This is a genomic window from Pseudomonas sp. O230 (assembly GCF_045447035.1).
Lineage (GTDB): Bacteria > Pseudomonadota > Gammaproteobacteria > Pseudomonadales > Pseudomonadaceae > Aquipseudomonas.
This window is the reverse complement of the sequence record NZ_JBJGXN010000016.1, coordinates 34,463-52,896: the sequence shown is the minus strand read 5'-3', so window position 1 is coordinate 52,896 and position 18,434 is coordinate 34,463. Positions and strand designations below refer to the sequence as shown.

The window sequence follows — 18,434 nt, the reverse complement described above, 5'->3', positions numbered from 1 at the left end:
GTAGGCACTGTCGAGCGCAGCGAGGTGGCGATCTTTTTTCGGCCTCAACGATAACGCGGCGCCGCCATGGAGTTGCCGAACAATCCAGAAAGGGTTTTGCGCTGAGCTTCGTAACGATCCCACTGCTCGCCATCGTGCAAACCCGGAATGGTCACCACTTCACCACTCGCAAGCCCCACCAGCGCGGCATCGACCATGTCTTCAGCGGACATCACGATTTCCTTTGGCAGGTTTTCCACCGGGTTGCCCGCCTCGCTCCAGAAGTCAGTCGCGGTGGCACCGGGCAGTACGGCCTGAATACGAATGCCTTTATCCGCCAATTCGTGGTGCAGCGATTGGCTCAGGCCCAACACAAATGCCTTGGTCCCACCGTACACGCCGTTAAGTATTTCCGGTGCAATCGCGACGATCGAGGAAATGTTGATCACGGTTCCGGTGCCACGGGCGACAAATCCGGGTGCCACCGCGTAGGCCAGGCGCATCAGCGCGGTGATGTTGAGGGTGATCATGTCTTCCATGTCATCCACCGGGCTGCCCAACAGCGGCATGACAGCGCCGACCCCGGCGTTGTTGACCAACAAGGTAATGCTGGCGTCAGTTCGCAGAATGCCTTCAACCCGGCGCAGATCGGCCTGGTCTTTAAGGTCGGCGGCGACCACTTCCACGGCGCGGCCGGTTTCGTTGCTCAGGTGATTGGCCAGCGCGTTCAGTTTGGCCTGGCTGCGGGCGACCAGAATCAAGTCATAGCCCTGACGGGCGAGACGGTCGGCGTAGACCGCGCCGATACCGGAAGAAGCGCCCGTGATCAGGGCGGTGCCTTTGGACGAGAGAGCCATGTTCAATTTCCTTCACAATGAGGCGAGGTGTTCGCCGGGTGTGAACAGTTATAAGTTGACTGACGCTTGTCTCAAATGACGTTTAAAGTACGTTTTCAGGACACGTTCTTTTGAGGGTCTGGCAATGACTTCCGTGGCGTTTGTGGTGTTTGAAGGCTTCCAGTCCATGGCGCTGGCGGCGATGCCGGTGTTCGAGTACGCCAACTTCAGCGCGGGCGAGACGCTGTACGAGGTAAGCGTGGTGTCCGAAGCCGGCCGTGCCTTGCGCGCCTCCGGTGGTTTGAGCGTGGGCACCGAGGCCTTCGATGAGCGGGTGTTCGACACGGTGATCGTGGTCGGCGGCGATGCCATTCTCGAGCAGGCGCCCGAAGGCGTGTTGAATTACCTGCGGGCCAGCATCAAGACCGCGCGACGTACGGCGTCGATCTGTTCCGGCGCCTTCGTGTTGGCTCAGGCAGGTTTGCTTGAAGGACGGCGGGCGACCACGCATTGGGCCTACGCACGGGAGCTGCAGGCGCGGTTTCCGTCGATCAAAGTGGAAGAGGATCGCATCTACGTGGTCGACGGTTCGATCTGGACGTCTGCCGGGATGACTGCCGGCATCGACCTCGCGCTGGCCATGGTCGAAAAGGATCACGGCGCCGAACTTGCCCGCGCCGTGGCGCAGAAACTGGTGATGTACCACCGGCGCGCGGGGGGCCAGTCCCAGCATTCGGCGCTGCTGGAACTGGAACCGAAATCCGACCGCATCCAGACCGTGCTCGGCTACGCCCGAGAACACCTTGCCGAAACGTTGTCGGTGGAACACCTGGCGAACGTGGCGAGCCTCAGCCCGCGCCAGTTCAGCCGCGCGTTTCGCGCCGAAACCGGGCAGTCTCCCGCCAAAGCCATCGAAAACCTGCGCCTGGAAGCGGCTCGGCAAATGCTCGAACGCGGGCGGTTGACCCTCGATCAGATCGCCACCGAGACCGGCTTCACTGATCGCCGGCGCATGCGTGAAGCCTTCCTCAGAGCCTTCGGCCAACCGCCACAAGTGATTCGCCGCAGTGCCCGAGCCGAGATCCTGTAGGAGTCAGCTTGCTGGCGATGGCGATCTCACCGACGCTATCGCCGGCAAGCCAGCTCCTACAAGGTCGCAGGCAACACCCGGCATTTGTAGGAGTCAGCTTGCTGGCGATCGCGATCTCACCGACGCTATCGCCGGCAAGCCAGCTCCTACAAGGTCGCAGGCAACACCCGGCATTTGTAGGAGTCAGCTTGCTGGCGATGGCGATTTTGCCGACGCCATCACTGGCAAATCGGAACGTCGCACCGCAGCGCCTACACTGATGTGTAGGTGCACTGAGTCGGTGGGGTGTTTATGAAAATCTCGGCCAAATTGGCGTTTTTCGCCATCGTCGGCACCCTCGCCTACCTCGGGCTCGCCGTGTGGGGGTTGGGCGGGTGGTCGGCGTTTTTCGCTCATGGGGCGCTGGTGGTCGTTGTGTTGGCGACGCTGCTGATGACGGTCGCTGCGCTGTTCACCGAGGTCAACCTCAGCTCCGGCGAACGTGAGGACCGGAACAATCGTTGGGTGCTGCCGGCCTTCGGGGTGATCGGAATAGTGAGCGGATTTCTACCGCCCTACACCGATCGGGTCGGCTTCTGGACCTTCGGCGGCGAAGGCGTGCGTTGGTTCGGGGCATGGGTGTTCGTCGTCGGCGGCGCGTTGCGCCTGTGGCCGGTGTTTGTGCTGGGCAAGCGCTTCAGCGGGCTGGTGGCGATTCAGCCGGGGCATCGCCTCGTGACGGAGGGGATTTACCGCCGTTTGCGCAACCCCAGCTATTTGGGGATGTTGGTCATTGCCGTGGGTTGGGCGCTGGCGTTCCGTTCCGGCGTTGGCCTGTTGCTGGCCGCGCTGACGGTGATCCCGTTGATCGCCCGCATCGACGCTGAAGAAGCGCTGTTGCGGGCGCAGTTCGGCAGTGAATATGAGGCGTATTGCAGCCGTAGCTGGCGGTTGATTCCCGGTGTTTATTAACGCCTCGGCCCGTGTAGGAGCTGCGGTGCGGCGTTCCGGCTTGCCAGCGATGGTGTATCAGTCGACATCGATATGGCTGACCCACCATCGCCGGCAAGCCGGCTCCTACAGGGGGATGTGTTGTTACGAAGCAAGCAGGCGAAGCTGGCCGTCGGGGTCGAGCTGGACGGTGACCGAGTCATAATCGGCCATCGTCGCATGCGGCGTCTCGATCGGATGATCGTGAGTCGAGGTAATGATCAAAAGGTCTGCCCCCGCCGCTTGCGCTGCGAGAATGCCGACGGTGGCGTCTTCGAAGATCAGGCAATCGGTCACCTCAACACCTAACCGTCGGGCCGCCAATCGATACCCCGCAGGATCGGGTTTGCCGGCGCTGACGTCTTCCGCCGTGACCATCACCGCAGGCTCGGGAATTCCCGCCGCTGCCATCCGGCGCAGCGCCAGCGCCTTGGGCGCAGAGGTCACGATCGCCCATTGGTTGGCCGGCAGCGACGTCAGGAAATCCGCCGCCCTGCCCACTTCGACAATCCCCTCGACATCATCGATTTCCGCTTGGGTAATCCACGCGGCTTCAGCCTCGGCATCGACACCCGGCAATGCCTGGCGGTTGACGGTGTCGATGGCTCGGGCGCCGTGAATGGTCGGCAGAAAAGACTCGACATCCACGCCGTGGCGCAAGGCCCAGGTAGTCCAGATGCGCTCGGCGGCGGCGATGGAATTGAGGACGGTACCGTCCATATCAAACAGAAAAGCGCGATAAGGCTTGTTGAAAACCGATGGTTGAGCTGACAAGGATGAGTGTCCTTTTGCAAGAGCCGGGCGGGTTTTGCCGAGCAATGTAGCACTTGCGAGTTGGCGAAGCTCAAGCACCGCGTAGTGTTTCAGCCAACTGACTTCGACTTCAACGCACCTTCCACGCAATCGAGCAACTGCCCCAGCGCCCACGGTTTCTTGATGAACGAAACCTCATGCCTCACCCCGGACGTTTCCGGCGTTTCGAAGCCGGACATGATCATGATCGGCTTGTCCGGCCAGCGGTCGCCGAACTGATTGGCCAAGTCGGCGCCATTGAGTTTGCCGGGCATGGTGATGTCCGTCAGCAGCAACGCGACTTTATCTGCGTGCTGCTCCAGGTAACCCGCGGCAGCATCCGCGCTGATCTGCGGTTCAACGACAAAACCCTCCTCCTGGAGGATCTCGCAAAGAAACTCCAGGATCAGCGGGTCGTCTTCAACCACAAGAATCAACCCGCCAGTAAGTTGCTCGCCCGCCGTCGATACTGGACACATGACTTCGCCACTCCCTGAATGCCTAATGATTTCGCGGGCTGAACTCCGCTGCTTACAGGTATGAGCAACGGACTCCGTGGAAATTCATTTTTGATACAGGCCAGTGAAAAGTCAGGCGTCCTGCAGAATCAGATCGGCGCCCTTCTCCGCCACCATCAACACCGCGGCGTGGGTATTGCCCGACGTCACGTTAGGGAAGATGGACGCATCGACAATGCGCAATCCCTCAAGACCATGCACCTTCAACCGCTTGTCCACCACCGTCTGCTGGTCGTCCGCGCCCATCGCGCAGGAACCGCACAGGTGATAAATCGAACCGCTGTTTTCGCGGAAATACTGCAGCATCTGTTCGTCGGTCTCGACGACCGGTCCCGGCAGCACTTCTTCCACGGTGATATTTTTCAGCGCGGGCGCCTGCATGATCTTGCGCATCAGGCGGCTGCCCTGAATGACCTCGTCGATGTCCTTTTGCGTGCTCAGGTAATTCGGATCGATCAATGCCGCGTCACGCGGATTTTTCGAAGCGATCTCAATGTGTCCGCGACTGGTCGGCCGGCACGGATTGAAGCACAGCAGGAAACCCGAATACGGCTCGGGCTTGAGGCTGGCCTTGTTGTTTTTCGGGATCTGGTACGACAGCGGATTGAAGTACAACTGCAGATTCGGGTTGGCCTGCTGCTCGTTGCCCCGGAAGAATCCGCCGGCCTGATTGACGCTCATGGCCAGTGCGCCCTTGCGGGTGAACAAGTATTTGAGGCCCAGCTTGAACTGACCGAACAGCGAGCTCAGTTGATCATTGAGCGTCTCGATGTTGGCCTTGTAGTAGTAACTGGCGCACAAGTGGTCTTGCAGGTTCTGCCCCACCGCCGGCAGGTGTTTGACCAACGGGATATTGTGCCTGGCCAACAGCGCCTGATCCGCGACACCGGACAGTTGCAGGATCTTCGGCGTGTCCACGGCACCGGCACACAGGATCACTTCCTTGTTGGCGATGAAGGTTCGCGCCACGCCGTGCTGGGTAATGGAAATGCCGGTCGCGCGGTCGTTATCGAACAGCACCCGATCCACCAGCGCGTAATGCTCGACCGTCAGGTTCGGCCGGCTCAATGCCGGGTGCAAATGCGCGAAGCTACTGGAACAACGCTGGCCGTTGCGCGTGTTGACGTCGTAGATTCCCGAGCCTTCGAATTTCGGCCCGTTGAAGTCGTCACTGTGCGGGTAGCCGAGCTCGTCGCAACCCTTGAGGAACACGTCGCAGATCGGATGGGTCTGGCCTTTCATCGGCGTGATGCTGATCGGGCCGCTGCCACCGTGGTATTCGCTGTCACCCAGCGGATGGTTTTCCAGTTTGCGGAAGTACGGCAGCACATCCTTGAAGCCCCACCCTTCGTTACCGTTGGCCGCCCAATCGTCAAAGTCATGGGCCTGGCCGCGTACGTAGATCATCGCGTTGATCGAACCCGAACCGCCCTGGACCTTGCCACGCGGGGCATAGATTTCGCGGTTGCCCAGCTGCTTCTGCGGCTGGCTGTAGTACATCCAGTTGAAAGTCGGGTTGTAATACATTTTGGCGAAGCCGACCGGGATCTTGAACCACAGGGAACTGTCCTTGCCGCCCGCTTCCAGCAGCAACACCGAGTATTTCCCCGAGGCCGAGAGCCGATTGGCAAGGATGCAGCCTGCGGCGCCAGCGCCAGCGATGATGTAGTCGTAAGTCATGCACGGATACCGCGTAAGTCGTTGTACAAAAAAACCGCCCGGCAGGTGTGGCGCAAAACCTGTGGGAGCGGGCTTGCTCGCGAAGGCGGCGGGTCAGGCAACATCAGTGTCGACTGACACTACGCCTTCGCGAGCAAGCCCGCTCCCACAGGGGATTTGCGCCATATCAGGCATCGGCGGTCAATCCTGTCAGCCTCGGGCTGGCGATGTGTCTTTGACATCTACCGGCGTCGGCGCCATTTGCAGGTGCAGCCGCTCGCCGGTGTACGGCGAATGCCGGCGCACCACGTCCATGTTCAGCTCCACGCCCAGACCCGGTTCGGTGGACGGAATGATGTAGCCGTCCTCCCATTGCAGCGGCTTGGTCAGGACTTCGGCATGGAAACCGCCCCAGGTCATGATGCTTTCCTGGATCAGGAAATTCGGCGTGCAGGTGGCCAATTGGAAACTCGCCGCCGCGCCAATCGGCCCGTTGTAGAGATGCGGCGCGATCTGCGCGTAATAAGCCTCGGCCATGCTGGCGATTTTTTTCGCCTCCAGCAGACCACCGCAACGGGCGACGTTCATTTGCAGAATCGACGCGCCGCCAGCCTGCAGTAATTTGAAAAATTCGTACTTGGTGGTCAGCCGTTCGCCGGTAGCAATCGGGATGCTGGTCTTGGCCGCGACTTGCGCCATGGCCTCTTCCTGACCCGGCGGCACTGGTTCTTCGAACCACAACGGATCGTATTTCTCCAGGCGTTTGGCCAGGCGAATCGCCGACGACGGCACCATCTGCCCGTGCGTGCCAAACAGCAAATCACACTTGTCGCCCACCGCTTCGCGGATCTTGCGGCAGAAGGTTTCGCAACGTTCCAGCACTTCCAGGGAAATCTGGTGCCCGGAATACGCTGTGTACGGTCCGGCCGGGTCGAACTTCACGGCGGTGAAGCCTTTGTTCATGTTCTCGATGGCGCACTCGGCCGCCAGGTCCGGGTCATCGTAGTCGTACTCGCCCTTGCTGTTGACCGGGTACAAATAGGTGTAGGAACGCAGGCGTTCGTTGACCTTGCCGCCGAGCAATTCGTAAACCGGCTTGTTCGCCGCTTTGCCGATGATGTCCCAGCAGGCCATCTCCAGGCCGCTGACCACGCCCATCATGGTCAGGTCCGGACGCTGGGTGAAACCACTCGAATAGGCCTGACGGAAGAAGCGTTCGATGTGGTGCGGGTCGTGGTTGAGCAGGTAGCGTTCGAACACGTCTTCGATGATCGGCAGCATGGCTTTCGGGCCGAAGGTCGCGGCGTAGATCTCGCCCACGCCTTCGATGCCGCAATCGGTCTTGAGCTTGACGAACAGCCAGTACATGCCGCCGATGTGCGGTGGCGGTACAGCAACGATGTGGGTTTCAAGGGCGACGATTTTCATCTCAGGCACCTGTCTTGTTCAAAGATTGACGATTGATACGCGCGCGCAGGGTCAGGGCCGCGAGGGTTCCAAGCAGGCCGACGAAGGCGATGTAGCCGAAATACAGCTTGTAACCAAAGGCACCGGGGAAATGCTCGGTGAGGTAGCCGTTGATCAAGGGAATAAAGGCATCGGGCAAGTAACCGACCACCGAGACAATCCCAATCGCCAGGCCGGTAATGCGCAGCGGAATGTTGCAGGTGTCGAGGATCGCCCAGTACAAACCGCGAATGGCGTAGGTCATCAGGCCGATAAAGATCACCGTGCCGATCAGCAGGCCCATGCTGTTGAGCGCCGGGAACACGATCAGGCCGACCATCGCCAACGTCGCGAGGAACAGCGCCACGATCAGCACCGAAATGTTCGAGAACTTGTCACCGAGCCAACCACCGCCAATCCCGCCAATCGGGCGCATCCACAATTTGATGGTGGTGATGGTGCCGGCCATGACCGCCGTCATGCCGCCGCCCTGCAGGTAATCGGAGAAGCTGTAGGTGGCCCAGAAGATGTGATAACCGCAGAACACGATGGCCGTCACCAGCCACAGCTCAGGGATTTTCACCAGCGTGGCCAGGTCGCTGAGCAGGTTGTACTTGCCCTTCTCCACCGACGCCGTGTCATCCATCGACTTCGGGTCCTTGATCAACACCAGCACACAACCGATGGCGATACAGGTGAAGGCATACAGGTAAACCACGTGCTTGAAACCTTGCGCCGCCGACTCGCCGTGGGTTTCGGTGGCGAAGGCAAACAGCCCCAGCGCCACGGTCGCCAGCAACGCTTCGACCAGTCCGCGTCCGCCATCGAGGACGCCGAAGAAGCGGCCTTGCTCAGTGTGATGGGCAATCATCTTCACGCGTTTGAGCACCGAGGCCCAGAACGTCAGGCCGGTGGTCAGGCCCCAGCAACCGAAGATGATCATCAGCCCGGTCATCGACGGCGCGGTGGAATACCACAGGCCCAACGCCCCGGTGGCGACCAGCGAGAAGAAAATCAGAAAACGCGGGGCGATACGGTCGGCCAGCCAGCCGCTCGGCAAATAACTCAGAAGGAAAATCGTACCGAGCATCGAGTACAGATAACCCAGCTCGCTGTGGTTGATCTGGAACACTTCGAGCATGGTGGTCTGGTAGACCTGACGCAGGTACAGGATGGGGTAGATCGCACCGGCGGCCAGCACCAGAAGCATCAGTTGGACGTAGCGACTTCCCTTGTCACTGTGGCTTTTTGAACCCGCGTTCGAACCCTGAACAGCGGCAGCAGTGGATGCATGCTTGGACATCTAAGAGACCTCGGGCAACCCGATGGTACGGGCACCCCTGATAATTGTTTTTATAGGTGGAGCATGAAGCGTGTTGCGGGTGGATCAATATTTCATGACCACCAGACGGGTCTGGGTGAATTCGAGCATGCCGTGCTTGCCGTCATCGCCGCCCAGGCCCGAGCGTTTCCAGCCGGCGTGGAAGCCCTGATACGGGTCCGCCGGGGTGCGATTGACGTACAACTCGCCGGCCTCGATGGCGTTGGCGACTTTCATCGTGGTGCGGTAATTCTCGGTGTACAGCACCGAGGACAGACCGAACTGATGGTCGTTGGCCATGGCCAGCGCTTCGTCGATGTCGCGGTATTTGAGCACCGGCAGCACCGGGCCAAAGATCTCTTCCTGGATGATTTCCATGTCCTGGCGGCAGCCACTGAGCAGGGTTGGCGGGTAGAAATGACCGCTGCCCTGCGGGATAAAACCGCCTGTTTCCAGTACAGCACCGTCGGCGACGGCGCGCTCGACCATGGCATGGATGTTCTGCTGCGAACTGGCGTTGACCAACGGCCCCATCAGGCCGCCATCGGTGGCCCGGTCGCCGAACTTCACAGCGCTGAGTTTGGCTTTGAGCAGGGCGAGGAATTTTTCGTAAACGCTTTCCTGAACATAGACCCGCTCCACCGCCGTGCACAACTGGCCGCAGTGCGTGGTCTTGGAGGCAACTATCGCGGTGGCGGCGGCTTCAAGATCGGCATCGGCCTCGATGATTGCCGGGGTCTTGCCACCCAGTTCCAGCGACGGCTTGGCGATGTTGCTCTTGCAGTAGTCGAGCACGATACGCCCGGCATTGACGCTGCCGGTCAGGGTGATCAAACCGACGGCCTTGTGCGTGCAAACAGCGGCAGCGGTGGCGTGATCCATGGTCAGGATGTTGACCACGCCGGCCGGCAAACCGGATTGCTGCACGGCTTTGGCGATTTCGAACGCCGAGGTCGGGGTGTTGTTGCTCGGACGCACCACCACGGTATTGCCGGCAATCAGCGCCGGGGCGATTTTGCGCAATAAGGTGTAGACGGGGTAGTTGAACGGAATCAGGCAGGCGACCACGCCGATTGGCTCACGGTGCAGAAAGAGGTTTTCGTTGGGGGAGTCGCTGGGGATGATCTCGCCTTCGATGCGGCGCGCCCATTCGGCGTGATAGCGGGTGATCTGCGCCGCGTAACGGGCTTCGTTACTGGCGTCGGCGACGCTCTTGCCGGATTCGGCGGCCAACGCTTTACCAATGTGCTCGGCACAGGCATCGAGCGCATCGGCAAACGAACGCAGGTGTTCAGCGCGTTCGATGCTGGTGAGTTTGCCCCAGACTTTCTGGGCGGCGGCGGCCGCTTCGACGGCGACCGTGGCCTCATCGGCAGTGGCCGCCGAGACATGGCCGAGCAGTGCCTCGGTCGCAGGGTTGTACACCGCGATCAGCGCTTCGCTGGCAGGTTCAATGAAGTGGCCGTTAACAAAATTTCGCTCGAGTCGCATGTGCATCGCCCATCGTTGTTTTTATCCAGTGCTTGCAGTCTTGGCATCTGAACCGCGTTGAACAAACGATTTATTGAGCGATGTAACATTCGAAAAATGCAGGTTAACCGTAAAATCACTGCCGCCCCTTGTAGGAGCTGGCTTGCCAGCGAAGGCGTAGTGTCTGACACACCGCACCGTCCGCATCGCCGGCAAGCCGGCTCCTAACGGGGCGCGGCGTTAATTAGATGGCGGCGGTTGAGGGCTCGAGCTGCCGTTGCGCCAACCAGATTTCTTCCTGCAACCACTGACTGAACACCTGCAACTGGGGCATCAGTGTCTGCTCCGGCCGGGTCACCAGCCAATAGGATTGATGCCCTTCGACATGCACGTTGAGCACCTGGGTCAACTGCCCGCTGGCCAGCTCCGGGGCGACCATGTGCCAATCGGCGATGGTGATGCCCAAGCCGTCGACGGCCGCGCGGATCGCCAGGTCCAGCAGGTCGAATTCGTAGCCGCCCTGGGTATCGACGCCGGTGATGCGCGCAGCGTCCAGCCAGTGTTTCCAGGTCAGGTAACGCTGGTCTTCCCGGGCCAGTACGTGCAGCAAGGTCAGGCGATTGAGGTCGATGCCCTGCTCGCTCCACTCCCGCGCATACAAGGTTGGCGCGCACACCGCGATGTGCCGTTCCTGGATCAACAGCGAACTGTCCAGCCCATCCCATTCACCGTCGCCAAAGCGGATCGCGCAATCCAGGGTGCTGGTTTCCGCGAGACTGTCCTGCAAGCGTGTGGTGATGCTCAATTCCAGTTCCGGATGCTTCTCGCGCAGCCGTCCCAGGCGCGGCATCAACCAGCGGTTGGTGAAGGTCGGCGGTGCGTTGATGTGCAGGCGATTGGAATGGGTTTTCTGCTGGATGCTGCGCACCGTCAACTCGATCTTGTCGAACGACTGGTGCAACGCCCGCAACAGCACCCGCCCGGCGCTGGTCAGGTCGAGGTGATGATGGCGCCGCTCCAGCAGATTTTCGCCCAACTGCTCTTCGAGTTGACGCACCTGCCGGCTCACGGCGCTCTGGGTGACATTGAGCAACTCGGCGGCCCGGGTGAAGCTGCCGGTGCTGCCGGCCACTTCGAAGGCTTTGAGGGCATTCAGACCAGGCATTTTGCGTTTCATGAAAGGCACTCGTGGAAGGCTGACGAGGCATTAAGCATCCCACGCCTTGTCGGAAATTTCCCGAGTAACATGCATTTTTGTGTTGTGTAGGACAATCCACGCCTATCCGCCGGAGCCTCGCTCTTTACCTTGTGCTGAAAAAACAAGGGCTCCATTCGGGAATTTTGTCGCTCGATTGTCACCCACGCCACGCAGGCCGAGCGGTCTATTTCAACGGCCCGCCGCGAGGGCCGTCAGTAACATGCGTTTATCGAACGTTTCGCCAGTGATTTTATCGTTTGTCGATCTTTGCCCGGATGACAAAACTGCAGCCATCTCTAATAAAAACAACATGAGAGCTGCCCCATGCCCTTCCCCACCTGCGCCCTCCCGAACACCTCCCAATCGCCTGTGCCGCCGGCTTCCCGGCCACCTCGCCTGCGCCTGCACGGTGCTTGCCGCTGAGCATTTCGCTGACTTGATCCGCTGAATTCCAGGCCGCCAGCCACGCCCGCGGCCAGTCGAAAAACGCACTTTGCTACGTATCGGAGAGGCTTTATGAACGAGCTGATGACACTGGACGGCACCGCGCCGCACCCTGCCGTCGACGACCTGTGCTCACAGGTCAAGAATGGTCAGATCAACCGTCGACAATTTCTGCGCACCGCCGCCCTGTTGGGCGTCACCGTGGCCAGCGCCAGCACCTTCATGGGCTCGGCGCTGCTCGGCGATTCGGCGTTCGCCGCCGAACAACAACCGCCGCGTCAGGGTGGCAGCCTGCGCTTTGCCTGCGCCATCCAGGAAATCCAGGACCCGATGCTGATCACCTGGATCGAAGCCTCGAACCTGCTGCGCAACTCCCTGGAATTTTTGACCTGGGTGGACGCCGACAACATCACCCACCCTTACCTGGCCGAGAGCTGGAGCCCGTCCGAAGACCTCAAGGTCTGGACCTTCAACCTGCGCCAGGGCGTCAAGTGGAGCAACGGCGACGAGTTCACCAGCGACGATGTCGAGCACAACATCCAGCGCTGGATCGCCGCCGATTCCAAGTCGGTCAATCGCACCGCGTTCCAGGACATCGCAGCTTTCGAAAAGGTCAGCCCGTACCAGTTCCGCCTGGTGCTCAAACGGCCGATTCTGGCCATCCCGGAAATGCTCAGCGCCTTCACCTGCACCCTGGTTCACCGCAGTTTCAAAAACGGTGACGACTGGGCGAAAAACCCGATTGGCACCGGGCCGTTCAAGCTGGTGTCGTTTGCCGTGAACAAGCAAGCAACCTTCGCCAAACGTGCTGATTACTGGCGCAAACCGGCCAACCTCGATGAACTGCGCTACGTTGACATGGGCACCGACATTTCCACCCATCTCGCGGCGTTGCAGGCCGGGCAAGTGGACGTGCTGTATCGCGTGACTGTGGCCGAACTGGACCTGGCCAAGCGCTTGCCGGGCGCGCAGTTGCTCAGTTGCAAGTCGGCGCAAACCGTGGTCATGCGCATGGCCAGCGACCAGAAACCGTTCGATGACGTGCGGATTCGCAAAGCCGTGGTGCTCTGCGCCGACAATGCGCAGATGCTGAAAATCGCCTATCGCGGCATGGGCACCCTGGGCGAAGACCACCACGTCGCGCCATCCCACCCGGAATACTCGCCGCTGCCCAAGCGCGAGCGAGATGTCGCCGGGGCGAAAAAACTGCTGGCCGACGCCGGTTATCCGAATGGCATCGACATCGACCTGATTGTCGGCAACACCCAGGGCCGCTACGAACAGGACTGCGCGCAAATCCTGCAACAGAACTGCCTGGAGGCGGGCATTCGCATCAACCTCAAAGTCATTCCAGCCACCCAATACTGGCCAATCTGGGACAAAGCGGCGTTCAGCCTGACCTATTGGGCGCACCGTCCGCTGGGGGTGATGTCCCTGGAACTGGCCTACCGCAGCGGCGCGGCCTGGAACGAAAGCCACTACAGCGACCCGGCCTTCGATGCCGCGCTGGACAAGGCTATGGGCATCATTGATCCGAAACAACGGGCCCTGGCGATGCAGGATGTCGAGCGCATTCTGCAGGACGCAGCAGTAATGGTGCAGCCGTTCTGGGGTGACAAATTCACCGCCACCAGCAAGAAGGTCCAAGGGTTCAAGGTGCACCCTTCGGACTTCTACCCAATGGATGAAGTCTGGTTGAGCGCCTGACGCGCAGCCCCAAACGTGCCCGCCCACCGACCGGTGCGGCGGGCCGGCATCCCTTGATTAGTCGGAGCCTGCAAGCATGGCTGAATTCCTGTTACGCAAATTACTGGCGCTGATCGCGACCCTGTTGTCGGTGTCGCTGATTGTGTTTGTCGCCCTTGAACTGAACATCGAAGACGTCGCCATCAACGTCCTCGGCCCCTACTCCGCCGCCGACCAGCGGGCCGCATGGCTGGTGGAACATGGCTACAACCAGCCGTTCCTGTGGCGTTACCTGGTGTGGTTGAAGGATTTTGTCAGTGGCGACTGGGGCACCTCGGTGCACTTTCGCGAACCGGTCATCAACTTGCTGCTGCCCAACCTTGGGCAAACCTTGATCCTCGCCGGGCTGGCCCTGTTGGTGATGGTGCCGGTGGCCCTGACCCTGGGCATTCTGGCCGGCATTCGCCAGGGTTCGATGGTGGATCGTCTGGTGTCGTTCCTGTCGATTGTCACCACCTCGATTCCGGACTTCGCCAGCGCGGTGTTCGTCTCGGCGATCTTCGTGTTCTGGCTCAACTGGCTGCCGGGCGTGAGCAGCATGAGCGATGGCTTCAACGCCGCCGAACTGGCGCTGCCACTGATGGTGCTGTGCCTGTTCGGCATCGGTTACCTGGCACGCATCACTCGCGCGTCGATGGTTGAAGTCATGCAGGCGCCGTACATCCGCACCGCTCGCCTCAAAGGTGCATCGACCTCGCGGATTGTCCTGCGCCATGCCTTGCGCAACGTACTCATCGCCCCGATCACGGTGATCATGCTGTACATCCCGTGGCTGCTGTCGAACGTGATCGTGGTCGAGGTGTTCTTCGCCTACAAAGGCTTCGGCTCGTTGCTGTACACCGCTTCGCTGAACCACGACGTTTACCTGATCGAAGCTTGCGCGATGATCAGCGGCGCAGTGGTCGGCGCGACGAAAATCTTTTCCGACCTGGCCTACACCTGGCTCAACCCGCGCATCACCCTGCGCAGTCTTGGCGGAGGTGGCCAATGAGCTTCCTGCAATCGTTAAAACATCCCCTGGCCCTGCTCGGTTTGCTGCTGGTAGGCGGCTGGGTGCTGATCGCCACGTTCGCGCCCTGGCTGGCCCCCCATGATCCGCTGGAAAGTTTCAGCCCGTTGTTGACGCCGATGAGCGCAGACGGCAACGGCCAAAGCTTTCTGCTGGGCACCGACATGATTGGCCGGGACATTCTTTCGCGGCTGATCTGGGGCACACGCACCGTGTTGTTCTGGTCGATCCTGGCGACGCTGACCGCGTTTGGTGTGGGCATTGCCATGGGCCTGTGCGCCGGTTACTTCAACGGCAAGGTCGATGCGTTTCTGTCGTACGTCGCCGACACCGTGCTGTCGTTCCCGGTGCTGGTGCTGTACATCGTGATCATCATCGCCCTCGGCGCTTCGGCGCTGAACATCCTGATCGCCGTGACCTTCACCAGCGCCCCGGCGATCTTCCGCATCATGCGTGCCCTGACCATCGACATCCGCTCCCGAGACTACGTGCTCAGCGCGATCACCCAGGGCGAAGGTTCGTTGCGCATCATGCTGGTTGAAATCCTGCCCAACTGCGGCGGGCCGCTGATTGTCGATTTCTGCCTGCGCATCGGCTACACCGCGATCATGATCGGCGCCCTCGGCTTCCTCGGCCTCGGCCTGCCACCCCCCACCCCGGACTGGGGCGGCATGATCAACGAAGGCCGCAGCATGGCCATCGCGTTCCCGCACCTGGTGATCTTCCCGTGCATTGCCATCTCCACCCTGATGCTGGGCCTGAGCCTGCTGGCGGACGGTCTGGACGAACACGCCCAGAAAGGCGCAAGGAGCTGAGCATGAATCAACAACAAGTATTGAAGGTGGAGAATCTCTCCATTGAATTGCCCGCCGGTGCCGATCGTAGCCACGCGGTCAAGGGCATCAACTTTGACGTGCGCAAGGGCGAAATCCTCTGCGTGATCGGCGAGTCCGGCTCCGGCAAATCAGTGCTTTCGGCGGCGATCATGGGCGACTACGCCAGAGGCCTGCGCCACAGCGAAGGCGTGATCGATTTTCTCGGTGAGGACATTTGCCGACTGCCGGAAAACGCCCTGCGCCAGTTGCGTGGCAATCGCATCGCGATGATTTTCCAGGAGCCCATGGCCGCGTTGAATCCGGCGATCCGTATCGGCCAGCAGGTCGAGGAAATCTTCGACATCCATGCCCCGCAGATGCCCGCCGCCGAGCGCCGTGAACGCATGCTCGCGCTGCTCGACTCAACCCATTTGCCGGACCCGCCACGGATCGCCAACAGTTTTCCCCATCAGCTGTCCGGCGGACAATGCCAACGGGTGGTGATTGCCATGGCCCTGGCGATGAACCCCGACCTGTTGATCGCCGACGAACCGACCACGGCCCTCGACGTCACCACCCAGGCGCAAGTCCTGAAACTGGTGCGTGAACTGCGCGGGCGCGGCCAGCACGGGATCTTGTTCATCACCCACGACTTTGGCGTCGTCGCGGAAATCGCCGACCGCATCGCGGTGATGGAAGGTGGGCGTCTGGTGGAAATTGGCGAGCGCGACCAAGTGCTCAACGCCCCTGCACATCCTTACACCCGCAAGCTGATCGCCGCCGTGCCGGCCCTTCATCCGGAACTGCATGTGCCCAGCGCCGACGGAGAACTGGCGTTGCGCATCGAACACCTGAACAAAACCTACAACGTTGGCGGCCGCTCGGTGGCGGCGCTCAGGGATGTCTCCCTGCAACTGCCACGGGGCAAGACCCTGGCCATCGTCGGCGAGTCCGGCTCGGGCAAAAGCACTCTGGTCAAAGCAGCGATTCGGCTGGTGGACAGCGACAGCGGCCACGTGTGGGTGGGTGACACGGATTTCCTCGCCTTGCGCGGCGCGGCACTGGCGGCCAATCGGCGGCGCATCCAGATGATTTTCCAGGACCCTTACGGCTCACTCAATCCGCGCCACCGGGTCGGTGACATCATCGCCCGCGCCGCGCAATTGCGCGGGCTGTCCGCCAAGGATGCCTGGACAGAGGCCGGCGACCTTCTGGAGCAGGTCGGGCTTAAACGCGACGCGCTCAAGCGCAGCCCTCGGCAGTTTTCCGGAGGTCAGCGCCAACGCATTGGCATTGCCAGGGCACTGGCGATGCGGCCTGAAGTGCTGATCGCCGACGAAAGCGTCTCGGCGCTCGATGTCTCGGTGCAGAAACAAGTGCTGGAGTTGCTCGCCGAGCTGCAAAAGCGACTGAACCTGAGCATTTTGTTCATCACCCACGACCTGCGGGTGGCGGCGCAGATCAGCGACTACATCGCGGTGATGCGCCAAGGCGAAGTGGTGGAATACGGCACGGCGGAACAGGTGTTGCTGCGTCCGCAAAACAGCTACACCCAGACCTTGCTGGCGGCGGCCCCCGGCGCTTCGGCAATACCGGTGGTGCCTGTCGCGGAGCCAGCGTTGAGGCTGATCCGCCCCCAAGCCAACTAAGCCAACTAAGCCAATAACCCTTTCCCCAAGCCGCAGCGTTCGCTGCGGTGTGGGTTGCTGTTGCCAACAATAATCAGAAAATCGGGAGTATCACAATGCGCGCAATCCCCCCTCGTGCTATCCATTCCATTGCCTTGATTCCGCTGCTCGGCGCCTTCGCCGCCCCGGCCATGGCGGTTCAGGTGACCGACAACCTCGACCTCGGCGGCGCCGTGCGTGCCCGTTGGGACTATGACCCGGACCGCGACATCCAGAAGTTCGGCCTGGACACAGTGTTCCTCAGCGCCAAGTACAACTCTGACACCTGGATCGGTGAGGCTCAGTACCGTTTCTACGGACGCTCCTACCCTTACCAGTACACCAAGAATTACGGCGATATCCAGTTCGCCAAGTACGCGTGGGCCGGCTACAAATTCAACCCCGACCAGCAGGTGCAGGTGGGTCTGAACACCGTGCCGTTCGGTTTGCAGCCGTACTTCGGCAGCACCTTCTACGAAACCCTGGGCAACGTCATCGGCCTGGAAGATGTGCAACAGGTCGGCGCCAAGTACATCCAGCAAAGCGGCGACTGGAACGTCCAGGCCGGCTACTACCTGCGCCCGGCGTGGCAAGGCAAAGGCACCAGCAAAGGCGTGACCTACTCCAGCGTGGTGTCCGGGGCGGACAGCTACGTGGGCGACGGCAGCGACAACCAGGAACGCAACACCGTGGTGCTGCGTGTGGCCAAGGCCCTGGACCTGGGGCCGTGGAAATCCGAAGTCGGGATCTCCGGCCTGACCTCGACCCTGGAGAACAAGGACACCGACAACGACGGTCGCCGCAACGCCGTGGCCGTGCACTACCTGGGCAAGAACGGTCCGTGGGGCGTGCAGCTGCAAGCGGCGCGGCAACAGATGTCGCCGCGCAACGCCGGCACCGATGAACTGGTGACGCTGGGCGGTTACGACGGCACCTACAACGTCGCCAGTCGCGGCAATTTGTACGTGGCCGACCTGAGCTACGACGTCAGCGGCAAATACTTGTTCGACCTGGTCAGCGGCGTGAAGCTATACGCCAACTACAGCGCCTTCGACAAATCCGCCGACGAGTTCAAGACCTCGCAGCGGATGATCCTCGGCACCTCGTTTTCCTTCAGCAAACTGTGGATCGCGACTGAGTGGCTGTACGGCAAGAATGACCCGTACATCGGCGGCAGCAGCTACACCCAGAGCCTGGGCGCTGGGGGGACGGATCATTGGGAAAATCAGCTGTACATGAACATCGGGTATTACTTCTGATTCGGGATTTTTGGTGTCCGTGAGGACGCCTTCGCGGGCAAGCCCGCTCCCACAGGGGATTGTAGGTATACACAGATTTGTGTTCACTGAAGATCAATTGTGGGAGCGGGCTTGCCCGCGAAGACGTCAGCCCAAGCACCACTTGCATCAACCCCTTGCTAATAGTCAGATAGGCACCACAAAACCATCCAGAAACAACAGGCCGGCCCGACGCAA

At 60.9% G+C, this 18,434-nt stretch carries 15 protein-coding genes; 7 read left to right on the top strand and 8 right to left on the bottom strand.

The window, feature by feature from the left end:
• Window positions 1-44 precede the first annotated feature (44 nt).
• On the bottom strand, window positions 45-836 hold the full coding sequence (locus ACI77H_RS28720) for an SDR family NAD(P)-dependent oxidoreductase (protein WP_407015194.1): 792 nt from the start codon (window positions 834-836) through the stop codon (window positions 45-47).
• Window positions 837-960: 124 nt separating this feature from the next.
• On the opposite strand from ACI77H_RS28720, the gene ACI77H_RS28715 reads away from it, so the two are divergent.
• The gene (locus ACI77H_RS28715; RefSeq protein ID WP_407015193.1) at window positions 961-1,905 is read left to right on the top strand and encodes a GlxA family transcriptional regulator; all 945 of its coding nucleotides are present in this window, start codon (window positions 961-963) and stop codon (window positions 1,903-1,905) included.
• Window positions 1,906-2,196: 291 nt separating this feature from the next.
• Complete coding sequence (locus tag ACI77H_RS28710; RefSeq protein ID WP_407015192.1) at window positions 2,197-2,856, top strand: methyltransferase family protein; 660 nt, start codon at window positions 2,197-2,199, stop codon at window positions 2,854-2,856.
• Between the two features lie 123 nt (window positions 2,857-2,979).
• Here the strand turns inward: ACI77H_RS28710 and ACI77H_RS28705 are convergent, their stop codons facing one another.
• The 7 genes from ACI77H_RS28705 to ACI77H_RS28675 all read right to left on the bottom strand — a co-directional run bounded on the left by ACI77H_RS28705 (window position 2,980) and on the right by ACI77H_RS28675 (window position 11,257).
• Entirely contained in the window at window positions 2,980-3,648 is a 669-nt protein-coding gene (locus tag ACI77H_RS28705; protein WP_407015191.1) for an HAD-IA family hydrolase, read from the bottom strand.
• A gap of 89 nt (window positions 3,649-3,737) precedes the next feature.
• Complete coding sequence (locus ACI77H_RS28700; RefSeq protein ID WP_407015189.1) at window positions 3,738-4,145, bottom strand: response regulator; 408 nt, start codon at window positions 4,143-4,145, stop codon at window positions 3,738-3,740.
• A gap of 111 nt (window positions 4,146-4,256) precedes the next feature.
• The gene (locus tag ACI77H_RS28695) at window positions 4,257-5,864 is read right to left on the bottom strand and encodes a GMC family oxidoreductase (RefSeq protein ID WP_407015187.1); all 1,608 of its coding nucleotides are present in this window, start codon (window positions 5,862-5,864) and stop codon (window positions 4,257-4,259) included.
• A 189-nt stretch (window positions 5,865-6,053) separates the two neighbouring features.
• The gene (locus ACI77H_RS28690) at window positions 6,054-7,271 is read right to left on the bottom strand and encodes a mandelate racemase/muconate lactonizing enzyme family protein (RefSeq protein ID WP_282482612.1); all 1,218 of its coding nucleotides are present in this window, start codon (window positions 7,269-7,271) and stop codon (window positions 6,054-6,056) included.
• Window position 7,272: 1 nt separating this feature from the next.
• Window positions 7,273-8,592: a nitrate/nitrite transporter gene (locus ACI77H_RS28685; RefSeq protein WP_407015186.1), complete on the bottom strand. Its 1,320-nt coding sequence runs from the start codon at window positions 8,590-8,592 to the stop codon at window positions 7,273-7,275.
• A gap of 84 nt (window positions 8,593-8,676) precedes the next feature.
• Window positions 8,677-10,101, bottom strand: a complete 1,425-nt coding sequence (aldA, locus tag ACI77H_RS28680; protein WP_407015245.1) for an aldehyde dehydrogenase — start codon at window positions 10,099-10,101, stop codon at window positions 8,677-8,679.
• Window positions 10,102-10,324: 223 nt separating this feature from the next.
• Window positions 10,325-11,257, bottom strand: a complete 933-nt coding sequence (locus tag ACI77H_RS28675; protein ID WP_407015185.1) for a LysR substrate-binding domain-containing protein — start codon at window positions 11,255-11,257, stop codon at window positions 10,325-10,327.
• A 537-nt stretch (window positions 11,258-11,794) separates the two neighbouring features.
• Between ACI77H_RS28675 and ACI77H_RS28670 the strand changes: the two genes are divergently transcribed.
• The 5 genes from ACI77H_RS28670 (at window position 11,795) to ACI77H_RS28650 (ending at window position 18,218) form a co-directional block, all read left to right on the top strand.
• Window positions 11,795-13,429: an ABC transporter substrate-binding protein gene (locus ACI77H_RS28670; protein ID WP_407015183.1), complete on the top strand. Its 1,635-nt coding sequence runs from the start codon at window positions 11,795-11,797 to the stop codon at window positions 13,427-13,429.
• A gap of 76 nt (window positions 13,430-13,505) precedes the next feature.
• Window positions 13,506-14,459 (top strand): ABC transporter permease, encoded by a 954-nt coding sequence (locus ACI77H_RS28665; protein WP_407015182.1) that lies wholly within the window; start codon window positions 13,506-13,508, stop codon window positions 14,457-14,459.
• Window positions 14,456-15,292 carry an ABC transporter permease gene (locus ACI77H_RS28660; RefSeq protein ID WP_407015181.1) on the top strand — a complete coding sequence of 279 codons (837 nt, stop codon included), beginning with the start codon at window positions 14,456-14,458 and terminating at the stop codon, window positions 15,290-15,292. Before ACI77H_RS28665 ends, ACI77H_RS28660 begins: the two co-directional genes overlap by 4 nt.
• A gap of 2 nt (window positions 15,293-15,294) precedes the next feature.
• Window positions 15,295-16,941: a dipeptide ABC transporter ATP-binding protein gene (locus tag ACI77H_RS28655; protein WP_407015179.1), complete on the top strand. Its 1,647-nt coding sequence runs from the start codon at window positions 15,295-15,297 to the stop codon at window positions 16,939-16,941.
• 95 nt (window positions 16,942-17,036) lie between these two features.
• Window positions 17,037-18,218 carry a hypothetical protein gene (locus tag ACI77H_RS28650; RefSeq protein WP_407015178.1) on the top strand — a complete coding sequence of 394 codons (1,182 nt, stop codon included), beginning with the start codon at window positions 17,037-17,039 and terminating at the stop codon, window positions 18,216-18,218.
• Window positions 18,219-18,434 lie beyond the last annotated feature (216 nt).